The 14,485-nt window shown below is 73.5% G+C and carries 12 protein-coding genes; 4 read left to right on the plus strand and 8 right to left on the minus strand.

Features of this window, described 5'->3' with window-relative positions; translation table 11 throughout:
• Window positions 1–18: 18 nt before the first annotated feature.
• The 4 genes from ACFFIA_RS08010 to ACFFIA_RS08025 all read right to left on the minus strand — a co-directional run bounded on the left by ACFFIA_RS08010 (window position 19) and on the right by ACFFIA_RS08025 (window position 5,156).
• Window positions 19–513 (minus strand): flavin reductase family protein, encoded by a 495-nt coding sequence (locus tag ACFFIA_RS08010; RefSeq protein ID WP_377247818.1) that lies wholly within the window; start codon window positions 511–513, stop codon window positions 19–21.
• A 118-nt stretch (window positions 514–631) separates the two neighbouring features.
• On the minus strand, window positions 632–2,440 hold the full coding sequence (locus tag ACFFIA_RS08015; protein ID WP_377247821.1) for a carbamoyltransferase family protein: 1,809 nt from the start codon (window positions 2,438–2,440) through the stop codon (window positions 632–634).
• Window positions 2,441–2,490: 50 nt separating this feature from the next.
• Window positions 2,491–3,474: a squalene cyclase gene (locus ACFFIA_RS08020; RefSeq protein ID WP_377247824.1), complete on the minus strand. Its 984-nt coding sequence runs from the start codon at window positions 3,472–3,474 to the stop codon at window positions 2,491–2,493.
• A gap of 125 nt (window positions 3,475–3,599) precedes the next feature.
• Window positions 3,600–5,156, minus strand: a complete 1,557-nt coding sequence (locus ACFFIA_RS08025) for a class I SAM-dependent methyltransferase (protein ID WP_377247827.1) — start codon at window positions 5,154–5,156, stop codon at window positions 3,600–3,602.
• A gap of 165 nt (window positions 5,157–5,321) precedes the next feature.
• On the opposite strand from ACFFIA_RS08025, the gene ACFFIA_RS08030 reads away from it, so the two are divergent.
• Both ACFFIA_RS08030 and ACFFIA_RS08035 read left to right on the plus strand, forming a co-directional pair.
• Complete coding sequence (locus ACFFIA_RS08030) at window positions 5,322–5,906, plus strand: LemA family protein (protein ID WP_377247830.1); 585 nt, start codon at window positions 5,322–5,324, stop codon at window positions 5,904–5,906.
• Between the two features lie 9 nt (window positions 5,907–5,915).
• A complete protein-coding gene (locus ACFFIA_RS08035) occupies window positions 5,916–7,781 on the plus strand; it encodes a DUF2207 family protein (protein ID WP_377247833.1) in 1,866 nt (621 codons plus the stop codon).
• On the opposite strand, the gene ACFFIA_RS08040 is transcribed toward ACFFIA_RS08035, so the two are convergent.
• Entirely contained in the window at window positions 7,778–8,800 is a 1,023-nt protein-coding gene (locus tag ACFFIA_RS08040) for a hypothetical protein (protein WP_377247836.1), read from the minus strand. The two genes, ACFFIA_RS08035 and ACFFIA_RS08040, sit on opposite strands and share 4 nt — an antisense overlap.
• Window positions 8,801–8,994: 194 nt before the next feature.
• Here ACFFIA_RS08040 and ACFFIA_RS08045 point away from each other — a divergent pair, with 194 nt between their 5' ends.
• Entirely contained in the window at window positions 8,995–9,642 is a 648-nt protein-coding gene (locus ACFFIA_RS08045; protein WP_377247839.1) for an acetoacetate decarboxylase family protein, read from the plus strand.
• Window positions 9,643–9,814: 172 nt separating this feature from the next.
• Window positions 9,815–10,036, plus strand: coding sequence for a hypothetical protein (locus ACFFIA_RS08050; protein ID WP_377247842.1), 222 nt, complete (start codon window positions 9,815–9,817; stop codon window positions 10,034–10,036).
• Window positions 10,037–10,125: 89 nt separating this feature from the next.
• Here the strand turns inward: ACFFIA_RS08050 and ACFFIA_RS08055 are convergent, their stop codons facing one another.
• From ACFFIA_RS08055 to ACFFIA_RS08065, 3 genes are all read right to left on the minus strand, one after another.
• Window positions 10,126–11,016 (minus strand): RNA polymerase sigma-70 factor, encoded by an 891-nt coding sequence (locus ACFFIA_RS08055; RefSeq protein WP_377247845.1) that lies wholly within the window; start codon window positions 11,014–11,016, stop codon window positions 10,126–10,128.
• 747 nt (window positions 11,017–11,763) lie between these two features.
• Window positions 11,764–13,497: a caspase family protein gene (locus ACFFIA_RS08060; protein WP_377247848.1), complete on the minus strand. Its 1,734-nt coding sequence runs from the start codon at window positions 13,495–13,497 to the stop codon at window positions 11,764–11,766.
• Window positions 13,494–13,880 carry an effector-associated constant component EACC1 gene (locus ACFFIA_RS08065; protein ID WP_377247851.1) on the minus strand — a complete coding sequence of 129 codons (387 nt, stop codon included), beginning with the start codon at window positions 13,878–13,880 and terminating at the stop codon, window positions 13,494–13,496. The genes ACFFIA_RS08060 and ACFFIA_RS08065 overlap by 4 nt, the downstream gene beginning before the upstream one ends.
• Between the last annotated feature and the right edge of the window lie 605 nt (window positions 13,881–14,485).

A 14,485-nucleotide genomic window follows, 5' to 3' on the forward strand; every position in this document is an offset into this window, starting at 1 on the left:
GGCGCCCCGACCCGTCGGTCAGGGCAGCACCACGTACTGTCCATTGTGGTACACCAGCGGCCTGCCCTCGGTGTGCCCGGCCGTCTCCGGTGCGGCCAGCACGATCACGTGGTCACCGGCCACGACCCGGGTCGCGACCCGGCAGACCAGCCAGGCCAGGGCGCGGTCCAGCAGGGGCACGCCGTGCGGGCCGGGTCGCCACGCCGTCTCGGCGAAGCGGTCGATGCCGCTGGTGGCGAAGGTCCGGGCCACGTCCTCCTGGTCGGCGCCGAGGAGGTGCACGGCCACGTGCGCGGCCGCGTCGAACACCGGAAAGCTGGACGACCCACGGTCGACGCAGAACGAGACCAGCGGTGGACGCAGGGAGACCGACGTGAACGAGGTGGCGGTGATGCCGACCGGCCGGTCCTCGCCCGCGGTGGTGATGACGGCGACGCTGTTCGCCTGCTGGCGCAAGAGGCGCCGCAGTCGGTCGGCCGCCAGGAGCGCCGCCGGGCCACTCGTCACGGTCATACCGTCCTCCTGTGCCCGAAACGTAGCCCGCGCCGCGTGCCCGCCGCGTGTCCCATGAAGCGGTGCCAGGCGCGGGCGGCCGGCGGCGCATCCGGGCGGCAGGCCGGAGTGCGGCCGTTCAGCCCTCGGCGCGTCCCGGCGCCAGCACGAGAAACTCGCCCAGCGCGAGAGCGTCCATCTCGGAGCGTGCGAACGTCGCCACCGCGTCCTCGGGGGTCCGGACGATCGGCTGGCCCCGGAGGTTGAACGAGGTGTTGAGCACCACGCTCATCCCGGTGCGGGCGCCGACCGCGGTGAGCAGCGCGGCGAAGAGCGGCGCCTCCTCGCGGAGTACGACCTGGACCCGGGCCGAGCCGTCGACGTGCGTGACCGCGGGCAACTGGGCGCGGTACCGCTCCCGCACCGGCGCGGTGACCAGCATGTGGCGAAACGCCGGCAGCCACCGGTCGGGGATGTCGAAGTAGGTGGTCGCCTCCTCGGCGACGACCGCCGGCGCGAACGGCCGGAACTCCTCCCGCTGCTTGACGATGCCGTTGAGGTGCTGGCGCATCGTCGGCGACCGGGGATCGGCGAGGATGCTGCGGTTGCCGAGCGCGCGCGGGCCGAACTCCATCCGGCCCTGGCACCAGGCGACGACCTGGCCGGCGGTGACCCGGTCGGCGACCGCCTCGACCAGGGCCGCCTCGCCGAGCCGGAGCACCGTGTAGCCGGCCGGGAGCTGCCCCACGGCCTCGGCCACCTTCGCCGGGTCGCAGCCCTCGCCCCAGTACGGCATCGCCATCCGCACCGGCGGCGCGGGGCGCTGGCGGCGGGCCGCGACGAGGGCCGCGCCGAGTGCGGTGCCGTCGTCACCGGCGGCCGGCTGGACGAACAGGTCGTCGACCAGGCCGCTGCGCGTGATCGTGCCGTTCGCGGTGCAGTTCAGCGCGACGCCGCCGGCCATGCAGAGCCGACGCAGCCCGGTCTGTCCAATGTGCTCGGTCAGCACGTGCAGCAGCGCCTCCTCCAGCCGCCGCTGCAACGCCGCCGCGATGTCGAGGTGCCGTTGCTCGATCGGCGCGTCGGGCTGCCGCGCCGGGCCGAGCAGTTCCGCGATCACGCGGAGCATGGCGCCGTGGGTCTCCCGGTCGGTGTGCGTCCGGTCGGCGTAGATGACGGGAATGTGGACGGTGCCCCCCGGGCCGAGGCGGACCAGGCCGCGGAAGGCGTCGGCGTACGCCGCCGGGTCGCCGTACGGGGCGAGGCCCATCACCTTGTACTCGTCCATGCTGAACAGGAAGCCGAGGTGGTGGGTCAGCGCGCCGTAGAGGATGCCGAGCGAGCTGCCGATCGGGAGCGACGCCCGCTCGGTGAGCTGCCCGCCGGCGCCGTGGAAGACCGTGATGGCCTCCTTCTCCCCCATCCCGTCGGCGACGAGCACGAGCGCCTCGTCGAAGCCGCTGAGGTAGTAGGCGCTGGCCGCGTGCGCGAGGTGGTGGCGTACGTGCACGAGCGGCGTGTCCCGGAGCTTCGGGTACGCGGCGGTGAGCATGGCCCGCTGCACGTCCCGCGCGTACACGTTCTTGTACCAGCCGGCGAGGTTCGCGTTCTCCTCCCAGGCGCGGGACGGCTCGTAGTCGAAGCCGTGCGCGACCACGTCGATGTCGCCGGGCTCCGCCCCCACCTCGCGCAGGCAGGCGTCGATCGCGCCGGCCGGGAACGCGCCGGTGCCCTTGTCGCCGTCGTGCCGCTCCTGGGCCGAGGCGACGATCCGGCCGTGCTCGTCCAGCAGCGCGGCGGCGGAGTCCAGCCCTTGACGCATCCGCGCGGTCCGGGGATCCGCGCCGGGAAGCACCTTCCGCTTGTACGCGGCGCTGGCGCCGAGGCCGCTGTAGCCCAGTACGATCAACTCGGACTCCTTCTCCAGGGCCGGTGGGGCCGTGGACACTAGTCCGATCGTCGCCGAGCGGTGGGCGGCGGCACCGTCGCCCAAAACTGTTACCGCCCCGCGTGCGCGTCCCACCAGTCGAGCACGCGCGTGCCGGAGAGGGTCAGCCACCTCGACGGCTCCCCGGCCGGCACGTCGACCTCAAACCACACGCGCCCCGGCTGCCGTCCACCTTGGAGCCAGCGGCCGTCCGGCTGCCGGGCGGCCCGGACCAGCTCGATCGCCTCGGCCAGGCGCGGGTCGGGCGCGGTGCCGTCGAAGAGGGCCGCCGCGCGGAAGTACTCGGCCGCGTTGAGCGCGCTGTAGCGCCAGCGGAACGGGTAGGCGAAGTGGTCGACCCACGGCCCCACCGGCTCACCGGTGGAGAGCCGGCGGACGAGCGCGCGCTCCAGCAGGTACTCCTCGCCGGCGCGCCGCGCCGCCCTGGTCTCCGCCGTGCCGCCGGTCGCGACCTCGTGGGCGAGCAGCCCCTTGAGGGAGTTGAGCGTCGAGTGGAACGACGAGCGCTTCGAGCCCTCGACCCAGTCGCAGTTCCAGCCGCCGTCGGCGAGCCGGTGCTCCACGAACCAGGCGGCGATGCCGTCGACGTCGGCGCCGAGCCAGACCCCGTTCGCCACCGTCCAGGCGTTGACGCAGCAGTCGACCTCGCCGCCCCAGTACGGCCGGTTCTCGTACTCCCAGCGGCTGTTTTCGGCCAGCAACTCGACCGTGCGGCGCTCGCGCAGGACGGCCGGGTCGAGGCCCCACTCGCGCAGCGAGTTGAGCGTCCACGTGGTCGCCGTCCACGGCTGCGCGCCCGGCTCGGCCGCCTCCGGCCCCTGCCAGTCGAAGTCGCCAGGGAAGAACGCGCCGCCGTCCCACTGGCCGTCCGGGTCCTGGTGGGCGAGCAGGCGGGCGCCGAAGCCCTCGGTGGCGACCCGCGCCCGGGTCGCCTCCCAGACCTCCGGCGGCTCGCCGAGCAGGTCGCGCTCCACCTGCCAGCGCAGGGCCGGGTCGGAGTCGAGGAGCCAGGAGTGCGCGGCATCGGTAGGCATGGCGACCGATGATAGAGCGCGCGGCCGGCCCCCGCGGGGCCCGCCCTTGGTGCGGCGGAGCGTGCGGCCGCGGGAGCGGCGGCCTGGGCCACGGCGGACATCGCGGTAGCCCAAATAGAGATCCGTTACGTGTTGCGCGGGCGACGGGCGACGAGCAGCACGTGGGTCACCGGCCAGTCGAGGGGTTGCCCGTCCGGGCGGGCCAGCGATGCCACCGGCGCGATCCGGTTGTCGACGATCCACTCGTTGCGGAACGTGCCCGACGCGAAGTCGATCTCGAAGCCCACGTCGGTGAGCAGCGCCTTCCAGTCGGCGAACTCGATGCCGCAGAACTGCTCCCGCGCCTCGGAGAGCCAGTTGTCGGCGTAGTCCTTGCGGGTCAGGTAGTCCATCGCGTCCGCCAGCGTGAGGCTGACCCGGCCCGCGTCCCCCTCCACCGGCTCGAAGGGCAGCCCGAAGCGGTAGTCGACCGCGAACTGGTCGAGCCGCGCCCGCGTGGAGAGGCCGGCGACGTACCGCGCGACGTCGCCGGGCGGCAGGCCCGCCAGGTCGGTGCGGGGCGCGGGCGGGTTGGCGCCGTCGGTGGTGTCGAGCCGCAGGACCACGCGCCGGTCCCGGTTGTCGGGGCCGCAGACGTCCGAGTTGATCCAGACCCCACCGGGTACGGTGTGGTCGTAGATCGCCTGGACGAACCGGCGCAGCGACTCCCACCGCTCGCCGTACGACCAGATCTCGTGGGTCAGCGCGAAGGTCAGCGTGGTGTCGACCGACCGGGGCGGGAAGACCGCGCCGCCGAGCACGTTGCGCCGGTAGAAGTACACGTTGGGGTTGCCGAAGCCGCCCTGCGCCTTCTTGTGCACGCACTCCTCGTAGAGGTGGCGGGCGACCTCCACGCCGACGAGGTCGCTCTCGCGCAGCGCCGGGTCGCGGTCGGCCAGCTCGAGGATCGCGCCGGCACCGCAGCCGATGTCGACGATGCGCCCCGGGCGTACGTGCCGGCGCACCAGCTCCCACTTGCGGGCCGCCCCGTCGGCGAACGCCTCCACGTACGTGCGGTAGTCGCGCGTCGCGGTGAGCCCGCCCTCGTCGCCCACCACGGGGTCGTTGGCCACCGCGCGCACCACGTCGACCAGGCGGTACCGGTCGAGGACGTCGACGGTCGCCGGATGGGCCAGCTCCCGCCAGGTGCCGTCGCCGGCCGCGAGGCGCAGCAGCACGTCCCACGGCCGCTCGGGACCGGCGCCGCCGGGCAGCGCGGCCTCCGGGTCCGCCTCCACGCCGGCGATCGCGAACCCCAGCTTCTCGTAGAGAACCGCCACCCCCGGCGTCGAGCAGGCGACGAGCGTGTCGGCCGGGGTCAGCTCCAGCCCGGTGGCCACCGCGATGCTCTTCAGCGTCACCTCGGCGAAACGCTCGGTGGGCGCGGTGTCGAAGACCGGCACGACCACCGACCGCAGCCCGGCGAGCAGGCTGAACCGCTCGATCGCCGCCTCCCGCCGGTGGTACGGCACGGGATTGCGGCGCGTGTTCTCGTGGTTGGCGGAGGTCACCGCCCACACCACCGTCACCTCGCCCGGCCCCGCACGGTCAGCGAGCCGACACAGATAGTCAGCCTGGAAGCGCGTGAGCAGGTGGTGCCGGCCCGGGAAGAGCACGTACGACGGCGGCTGCTGATCATCCATCACCCCTGTTCATAGCATGCCGGCACGCCCCGCCAGACGGAGCGCGGACGCGCGCGGTACCGTCCCGGGCGGCAACGACACCGTCCGATGCCCGACAGTCCGGCGACTTCGCCGCGCCGAGGACGCACCATCGGGCGAAACCAAGATCTTCACGGGAGTGTCGGAATGAGCGGTGGTGGCGTCGTACTGGCCCTCGCCGGCGGGCTGGTCTGCCTGCTGGCCGTGGTCGTGGTGGTCTGGGCGCTGGTCACGTACAACCGGCTGGTGCGCCAGCGCAACCAGGTGGAGGCGTCCTGGGCGCAGATCGACGTGCAGCTCAAGCGCCGCCACGACCTGATCCCCAACCTGGTGGAGAGCGTCAAGGGGTACGCGGCCCACGAGCGCGGCACGCTCGACGCCGTGGTGATGGCGCGCAACAACGCGGTGACCGCGGCTCAGGGGACGACCGTGTCGGGGCGGGCGGAGGCGGAGAACATCCTGACCCAGACGCTCGGGCGGCTCTTCGCGCTCGTCGAGGCGTACCCGGATCTCAAGGCCAGCCAGAACTTCGCCGCGCTCCAGGCCGAGCTGGCCAACACCGAAGACAAGATCGCGTACGCCCGGCAGTTCTACAACAGCGCGGTGCAGACGATCAACACCAGCGTGCAGACGCTGCCCACCAACCTCATCGCGGGCGTCGGAGGCTTCCGCGCGATGGACTACTTCGCCGCCGACGGCGGCGAGCGCGGCCCGGTCCAGGTCCGGTTCTAGCGGTACGGGATGGACGACCGCGCCCTGCTCGACCTGGCCATCGGCGGGCTCGCCGTCGCCGGCTGGCTGCTCGCGTACGGCCTGGCCCGGCTGGTGACCCGCCCGGCCAGCCCGCCGCCCGACCCAGCCACGCCCGACCTGGGCGCCGAGCCGCCCGCCGTGGTGAGCCTGCTGGTCAACCGGTGGCAGGTCACCGAGGACGCGGCCGAGTCGACGCTGCTCGACCTCGCCGCCCGCCGCTTCCTGGAGCTGCGCCAGCCGGCCGCCGACCCGATGCGGACCACGGTGCACCTGCCGTCGACGGCGCCGGACGAGAGCGGGCTGCGGCCGTACGAGCGGCGCGTGCTCAGCCGGATCCGCGGGCTCGCGGTCGGCGGCGTCGTACCGCTGAGCGCGCTGACCTTCCGCGACGAGGGGCGGGCCAAGTCGTGGAACAAGCGGCTGCGCGCCGAGGTGGTCGCCGACGCCCGCGCGGCCGGCCTGTCGCGGCGCCGCTTCGGCCCCGGCGTCACCGCGGTGCTCGTCACCCTGGCGGTGCTCGCCGCGCTCGGCACCGGCGCGGCCGCGTTCCACTATGCGCTGTGGAGCGACTCGGAGGACAACGCCGCCTTCCCGGTCGCGCTCGTCACGTTCATGGTGCTGACCGGGATCGCCGGCCTCTCCCCCGGCGAACGGGACACACCGCTCGGCCGCCAGGTGGCCGCCCGCTGGCTCGGCGTACGGGCCTGGCTGCGCGGCCACGAGCAGTTCGCCGAGCTGCCGCCCGCCTCGGTGACGGTGTGGGACCGCTACCTCGCGTACGGCGCGGCGGTCGGCGCGACCCGCCTCACCAGTGCCGTCCTCGACCTCGGCATGGGCAACCGCGCGCTGGTGTGGTCGTCGTTCGGCGGCACCTGGCACCGGGTACGCGTCCGGTATCCGCGCTTCTGGCCCCGGTACGGCCGCCCCCTCTCCAACCTGCTGGTCCGCTCGCTCGTCTGCCTGGCCATCGGCGCCGCCCTGGTGTGGCTGCTGCCGGGCGGGCTGGACTCGCTGGCCGACATCGACGGCACCGGCCGGCGCGCGCCCGACCCCGTGGGCGACGGCATCTTCGCGGTCGGCGCGCTGCTGCTGCTCTTCGGCCTCTACCTCCTCGTACGCGCCCTGGCCGACCTCGCCACCGAACGCACCATCACCGGCGAGGTCCTGTGGCTGGAGGTCTGGAACTCCTCCTCGCAGGGGAACGACAGCCCGCCCCGGCCCTGGCTGCACTACCTCGCGGTGGACGACGGCACCGCCGACCGCACCACCGCGTGGGGGCTGCCCAGCGAGTGGGCGTCGAGGTGCCAGGACGGCGACACGGTCACGATCCGGGTGCGCCCGTGGAGCCGCCGGATCGTCGACCTGACCGTGGTCGGCCACGGGCGCTCCCGCCAGCTCACCGAGCCGGCGACCGGCGACCTCGGCCCGACGCCGCCGACCGGTGCGCCCGGGCCGGTGCCGGCCACGCCGCGCGCTCCGGTCACGGTCGAGCTGCTGACCGTCGAGGAGGTGACCCGCGCTCTGGGCCAGCCGGTACGCACCGGCGACGCGATGGCGCTGGGCGGCGTGATCGGCGGCACGCAGTACCTCTCCGCCGAGCGGGGCCGGCCGCTGCTGCTGGTGCAGACCGTCACCGGCGCGCCAGCGCGGTGGGCGTGGCGGGCCAACTCGCGCGGCCAGGAGCTGCCCGGCATCGGCGACGGCGCGTACGCCTCCGGCGACCGGGCCGCCCTCCGCCTCGGCGACACCACGCTGGTGCTCACGCTGCTCGGCGAGGCGCGGGGCCGACACACGTACCTGCCGTGGCTGCTGGCCCAGTGCGCGACCCGGCTGGGCACGGAGCGCCGCGTCTAGGTGTTTTGCCCTCCGCGTCGCCGTAGCGCCGCGAGGAGGATCAGCAGGCCCGGCACCGCGCCGAGCAGCCAGACGACCGCGACCGGCCAGTGGATCAGCGCGCCCACGGCACCGCGGATCTCCGGCACGTCACCGACGAGGTAGCTGGCCTCCGGCGGGGCGTCCTGGCAGTCGAGCGCGTACCGGCCGGGCTCGGGCACGGTGATCGTGGCGACCCACGCGTACGAGGCGTAGTCGCCGCCGTAGTTGCCTGGTGGGATGCTCACCGGCTCGGCCCGCCGCTCCGCCACGCCCGGCACGCTGTACCGGCAGTCGGGCCGCCGCGGCGCGGAGCCCATCGCGAGGAGCGCGTAGCGGCCGGCCTTCGGCAGCACCATCTGCCCGGGCATGCCCTCCGGTACGCCTGCCGGCCCCACACCGCCGGCGCCGCCCTCGTCGAACCGGACCGTGCTGTCCTCCGCGCCCAGACGCACCGTGGTCGTCGCCAGCACGGCACCGAGCAGCGCGACGACCACGCCGAGCACCAAGCCGGGCCGGACCCACGCGCGGCCACCGGGCCAGCGCCGCGGCGCGATCACGTGGCCGGCGACCGCGCCGGCGACCGCCAGCGCCGCCCCGGTCCACCAGAACCGGGGCCAGCTCGCCTCGCCGTCGAGCGGGACGACCCAGCGGTACCAGACGGTGGACGCGGCCAGGAACACGGCGGCGACGGCCGTGCCGGCGGCGATCGCGGCGAACCGGCCGACGGCGGTGGACCGCGGGCGCGCGGCGGCGGGCGTGGCGGGCCGGGCGCCAGCGGTGGACCGCGGGCTGGACAGGCGCGCGGCGGCGGTCGCGGCGAGCACCGGCAGCGGGGCGAGCGCCCAGTAGAGGGCGGTGGAGAGCGGCTGGTCCTCCTCCCAGCGGTGGGTCGCCTGGAAGAACACGAGCGGCGCGGGCACGGTCACCGCGAGCCACGCCGCCAGCTCCACCGGACCGGGGAACGCCCGCCCCACCGCCTTAGCGCCCGCACCGTCCATCCGGACCAGCGAACCATCCCGGGACGGCGCCGTCGAGCACGCGGGGCCGATCGCGTTGACGGCGGTCGCCGTCGTGCGCCCCGATGGCCAGGTCGTCGCGGGGGTCCTCCACCGGCGGTGGTTCGCCGACCTCGACCCCACGCCCGCGCCGGCCGCACCCCGCCACCGCGACTGATCTGGGGCAGCATGGGAGGGTGAGCGCGAGCTATCCGCCCGAGCCGTGGCGCCTGCGCGGCCAGATGTACGTGTCACTCTGGTCGGTGCCACGCGCCCAGCTCCCGCCCCTGCCTCCGGCCGTGCGCCCCCTCACGCTCGCCGGACGCGCGCTCGTCGGCACCGCCTGGGTCGACTACGGCCCGGGCGGCGTGCTGGAGTACCGCGAGCTGCTCTCCGCCGTACTCGTCCGGCGTGCCGCCCGGCCGCTGGTGACGATCACCGACATCTGGGTCGACAGCCCCGCCTCCCGTGACGGCGGGCGCGAGCTGTGGGGCATCCCCAAGGAACTCGCCGACCTGACCCTCCCCGCCCCGCGAGCGGGCGGTCCCCGCGCGGGCAGCGACGTCGCGCGAGCCGCCAGCTACGGCGCGGTGATCGCCGAGGCGCGGCTGTCGGTGGGCGCGCGGCTGCCGGGGCGCTGGCCCGCCAGGTTCTCGGTCGCGCAGATGCTGGGCGACCGGATCGCGGTCACGCCGGTGCGCTCCCGCGCGCACGTCCAGCGGGCGACGGCGTCCTGGCACGCGGCGCCGGACGGCCCGCTCGCCTATCTCGCCGGCCGGCAGCCGCTGGTGACGCTCGCCCTGCCCGACTTCCGCCTGCGCTTCGGGCGATCGCCGGCCAGCTAGCGTGAGTCGTGCCCCGACGCCCGCGGTGGCTGACCCGCTAGCGCGACGTCGGCGTGGAGCGGGCGTCTCGCGGTCCGGGACGCGGCCACGCGTTCGGGCTGACATCGGCGGGTCAGGCGGGCACGGCCACGCGCGGCTTCCCAGCCGGCCACGACGCTGGCAGGATGCCGGGATGGACGACACGAGGCAGAGTTCGGTCGACGACCCGCGCCCCGGCCCCACGATGGGTCGGCGAGCCTTCTTCGGCCGGACCCTGCTGGCGACCGCTGGCGCCGCCGGCCTGGTGGCACTCACCGGCTGCCCGGGCGGCGACCAGGATGACGATGACGACGGCGACGGCGACGGCGACGGCGACGGCGACGGCGACGGCGACGGCGACGGCGATGACGACTGACCGCCTCCGGTTGCGGGCCGCACCGCGCACCGCGTCGGCCCCGAGCCGGTCGCGCCGCCCCTGACCCACCGCGATACGGCCAAAATCCCTCAGCGGGTCACGGCGGTCTCCCGCTCGATGTGCGACAACTTCTCGGGATTGCGTACGGCGTAGAGCCCGCTGATCAGGCCGTCGTCGATGCGCAGCGCGAGGACGGTGTCGATCTCGCCGTTGAGCCGGAGCAGCAGCGCGGGGTGGCCATTGACCTGTGCCGGCTGGAGCGACACCGCGTCGGCGATCCGGCCCAGCCCGGCGACCAGCAGGCGGGCCACCTTGGCGGCCCCCATGACGGGCGACGGGACCGCCTTCACGACTCCGCCACCGTCCCCCAGGAAGACGACGTCCGGCGCGAGGATGTCGAGCAGGCGTTGCAGGTCGCCGGTCACGACCGCCCGCCGGAACGCCTCCAGCGCGTCCCGGGTCTCTGCCGGTGAGACGACCCCGCGTGGCTTCCGCGCGGCGACGTGCGCCCGCGCCCGGTGGGCGATCTGGCGGACCGCGGCCGGGCTCTTGTCGACCGCCTCCGCGATCTCCTCGTACGCCAGGTCGAACACCTCGCGCAGCACGAACACCGCCCGCTCGGTCGGTCCCAGCGTCTCCAGCACCAGCAGCATCGCCATCGAGACGCTGTCGGCCAACTCGACGTCCTCGGCCACGTCGGGCGCGGTCAGCAGCGGCTCGGGCAGCCAGGGCCCGACGTACGACTCCTTGCGGCGGCTGAGCGCACGCAGCCGGTCGAGCGCCTGGCGAGTGGTGATCCGGACCAGGTACGCACGCTGGTCCCGTACGGTGTCGAGGTCGATGCTCACCCACCGTAACCAGGTCTCCTGGAGCACGTCCTCCGCGTCGGCGGCCGAGCCGAGCATCTCGTAGGCGACGGTGAAGAGCAGGTTGCGGTGGGCGACGTACGCCTCGGTGGCGCGGTCCATGCGCTCGCTCATAGCTGGCTCCTACCTCTCCGCTCTCGAACCTGCCCCATGCACACAGGACGCCGATCCCCACCGCTTTGTGACGCCCACGATGGGCGACGCGCGTCACACGGCCACGCGGCTCCGTAGCCTCGACCGGAGGCGTGCCGGCCCTGAAGAGCTTTCGCGGTCGGGCTTGGTGTCGCTTCGCGGCGCGGGTTCTCGTCGCGCCCGCGGCGGGGCGCTTGGGCCGCGGGCCGGGCTAGGCGCGGCTGAGCCTGTTGGTCGAAGACGTATCCGCGTATTCGGGGGCGGGGACGCTCACGGCCATCAAGATCCACGCCGCCGCCGGGCCTGGTCACTTCACAAGCGGCTATGTCAGGGACACAGCCCCTTGCGGCCGGTTTGAAAGGGCTATGTCCCCGACAACGCCCACACACACCTCGCCGAGGTCCGGCGCAGCTGGCCCACCGGCCCCGGCATCCACACCACCAGCCACGCATCCGGCGACCCGTCCCGGGAGTGGGCGCACCGGCGCGCCCAGCTCGACAGCTTCTCCAACACACCACACCAGCTCCGAACGCAGCCCAGCCACACGACCACCCCGACACCGAAATCTCTCCAGAGAGCTTTCGGCCCCGTCCACGATGACCTCTGCGGATGGCTGCCTTCTATCGGTTTGTTCGGTTCGGCAAGGTCCGGACGCAGGGCCACGCTCCACAGGCACCTAGTTTCGGCGGACATCGCGGTAGCCCAGGTCTGTCCCGCGGCACAGATCATCTACGACGCGCTGGCGATGAGTCCGATCGTGACGGCCAGGGCGAAGGCCCCGACCGCCAGCCAGGAGATGATCCGTGCGGCTTTGATCAGCCCTCGACCCGCCGGCTGGCCGGAGCGCTCGTCGTGCGCACTGGCCTTGCGGGCGAGCACGAGTGCCACCGGGACAAGGAGCACACCGACGGCCGACAAGACCAGCAGGAACGCCAGGATGGCGACGACGAGGGCCGCCACCGCCTTTCGGTTGGTCGGCTCCGGCTCCGGCTCCCGTGGAGGGTCCGGCTCGGGCTCCCGCAGAGGCGCCGGCTGAGGCTCCGGCGGGGAGGGCCAGGTGACCTGCGGTGCCGGCCGCTGCGGAGCGACCGGTTGTGCCGTCCACTGTGGTGGTTGCGCCGGCGCCGTCCCTTGTCGCTGGGCGGGAGGCTGGGCACGGATGTGCGGCGGCGGCTCGAAGGTGATGGGCGGCACCACCTTGGGACGCGCCTGCGGCCGAGGCGGCGCGGCCTCCGCAGGCGGCGCATCCGAAGGCGCCGCGGCCTCCGCAGGCGGCACCACCACCGGAGGCGGCACGACAGGCGAAGGCGGCACCACCTGCGAAGGCGGCACGACCGGAGGCGGCGGAGGCGGTGGAGCCGACGAAGACGGCGCGAGGCCCTTCGTCATGGGCTCGGTCGGCTGCGGGGTCGGTCGGCTGCGGCGCTTGACGTGTACCTCGACGCGGAGCGCCTGTGCCGTCCCCGAGGCGCGGTCGCGGATCATGATTTTGCCGCGGTTGGGGCCCTCGCGGGGGTTGAGGCGGATCACCACGCGGTCGCCGCGGATCTCCGTGCTCAGCCAGGACGCCTCGGTCTCGGCCGTGCAGTCGACCGGCTCGTCGCCGAGCTGGTAGATCTCGACGACCTCCGGTGCCAGCCGCTCCTCCGGGTCGACGTCGCGGAGCGTGATGCTGGTCTCGGAGAGCGCGAAGACGGGCTCGCGCCGCTGGCCCGTACGCGGCACCTTGCTGATCGGGGGCGGCTCGGGCGGGGGTACGCGCCGGCGTGCCAGCGAGACGGCGGCGTCACCGTCGAACCGGCAGTGCGGCACCTGGTGGGTACTGGCGGTGAGCTGGCCGTGCACGTAGTCGTAGATCTCGCGCAGGTCGACGTAACCGTCGCCGTTGCGGTCGGCCGCCTCGCCGAGCAGGCCGGTCACGAGGTACTCGGTGAACAGGCTCGTGCCGGTCGCGGTCGCCGCGTCGTTGGCGAGGGCGCTGCCCCGGGTGCTGGAGACGATGTATCGCCCGGGGCCGGCCAACTGGAGCCCCACGCCGCCGCCCTTGAACATGCCGCTGCTGCAACAGTCGAGCACGATAACGGTGCACTTGGCCACCGACTGGCCGATGAACTCGTTGATCCGCACATTGCTGACCGCGGTGCGCAGGAGCCGGTCGGACCGTGTGTTGCGTCCGCAGAGAAAGAGCCGATTGCGCTCGTCGAGCAGCCCGTGCCCGCTGTAATAGAGCAACAAAAGATCCTCGCGGTGGGCCGAGGAAAAGAAAGCGTCGAGCTCGTCGAGCAGTTCGTCAGTAGTGCGTTCGGTCACCAACCGGACGTTTTCGTCGGCGAAGAGGCCGGTCTCGGAGTCGACCAGTGCCCGGTGCAGGCGGGCGACGTCTTTCGTCGGTGCGTTGAGCGGATTGAGGCTCGCGTCGGCGTCGAACGTGCTGTTGCCGATCAGCAGGGCCCGGTATGTCATTGCCGTTCCCGCAGGGTTGTCGACACGACCGCGAGAATGTGCGCGAAGGACTCGGGGCCGGCGTTTTCGGCGGTGACGCGGACGGTGCGTTGCTGGCCGTCCGCGCCGGTCACGGTCATCTCGATCGCCCGCCGCTTGTCGCGCGCCAGCCAGGCGCGAACGATCTCGATCGCCGCGGTGAAGACGCCCGCCGAGCCGAGCGAGAGGATCAGCTGGTCGACGGTGCCCTTGGTGCCGGGCACGGGGGTACGCCTGTATCGCACGGAATCGGTGCCGCGACGCAGCCCGTCGACAAGATCGGCGACCTGGTCGAGCCAGCGTGGATCATCGTCGGCGAAGCGTTCGTTGTGCGCGACGAGGGCGACCTCGAGTGGTGTGAGCATTCGCGCTCCAGGGTGAGGTGCTGGATAGCCACATCATCCACTCGGGACATCAACGAAACCAGCCGACGACAAGACGGATTCATGACTCGGCTATTTGGCAGAATTGCCTTTTCGGCCAGTGGCGCCTCGAACGGAGGCCAGTGGCCCCTCGAACGGAAGCCGATGGCGCCTCCGACAGGGGGCGTTTCCAGCCTACGCCGTCAGGAGCCCAAGCATCCCTCCACGGCGTGCGCCGGGGCCCGTTGCGGGGCATGGATAGGCTCCGCTGTCACGGGCGACCGGCGAAGCATCCGGTGGTGAGGAGGACCCGATGACGCCTCAACCGTGTACGGACGGCACGTTCCGGCATCTGTCCGTGGATCTCCACGGAGCGGGCGGCGGGGACGACGGGATGTGGGGGTACGCGCTGTGTTCGGCTCCGGAGCGTCCGATCAGGGGCAGTGATCAGTCGGCGATCGACTTTGTGTACGACATGTATCGCACTGACACATGCGTCGAGATCGCCGCGCTGCCGCCGTGTGTGGAGTGCCTGCGGGTGCGCGCCCCGGCCTCCCCGGACAGGGACCGGTGGCGCCTCGGACGGACGCGCCACCGGCCTTTCACCG

This window comes from Phytohabitans kaempferiae (assembly GCF_042433955.1).
GTDB lineage: Bacteria > Actinomycetota > Actinomycetes > Mycobacteriales > Micromonosporaceae > Phytohabitans > Phytohabitans kaempferiae.

Coding starts and splice junctions, on each gene's coding strand:
- ACFFIA_RS08050 (WP_377247842.1), top strand. CDS start 9,815: ATGGACGACACGAGGCAGAGTTCGGTCGACGACCCGCGCCCCGGCCCC.
- ACFFIA_RS08030 (WP_377247830.1), top strand. CDS start 5,322: ATGAGCGGTGGTGGCGTCGTACTGGCCCTCGCCGGCGGGCTGGTCTGC.
- ACFFIA_RS08025 (WP_377247827.1), bottom strand. CDS start 5,156: ATGGATGATCAGCAGCCGCCGTCGTACGTGCTCTTCCCGGGCCGGCAC.
- ACFFIA_RS08020 (WP_377247824.1), bottom strand. CDS start 3,474: ATGCCTACCGATGCCGCGCACTCCTGGCTCCTCGACTCCGACCCGGCC.
- ACFFIA_RS08010 (WP_377247818.1), bottom strand. CDS start 513: ATGACCGTGACGAGTGGCCCGGCGGCGCTCCTGGCGGCCGACCGACTG.
- ACFFIA_RS08035 (WP_377247833.1), top strand. CDS start 5,916: ATGGACGACCGCGCCCTGCTCGACCTGGCCATCGGCGGGCTCGCCGTC.
- ACFFIA_RS08055 (WP_377247845.1), bottom strand. CDS start 11,016: ATGAGCGAGCGCATGGACCGCGCCACCGAGGCGTACGTCGCCCACCGC.
- ACFFIA_RS08060 (WP_377247848.1), bottom strand. CDS start 13,497: ATGACATACCGGGCCCTGCTGATCGGCAACAGCACGTTCGACGCCGAC.
- ACFFIA_RS08065 (WP_377247851.1), bottom strand. CDS start 13,880: ATGCTCACACCACTCGAGGTCGCCCTCGTCGCGCACAACGAACGCTTC.
- ACFFIA_RS08040 (WP_377247836.1), bottom strand. CDS start 8,800: ATGGACGGTGCGGGCGCTAAGGCGGTGGGGCGGGCGTTCCCCGGTCCG.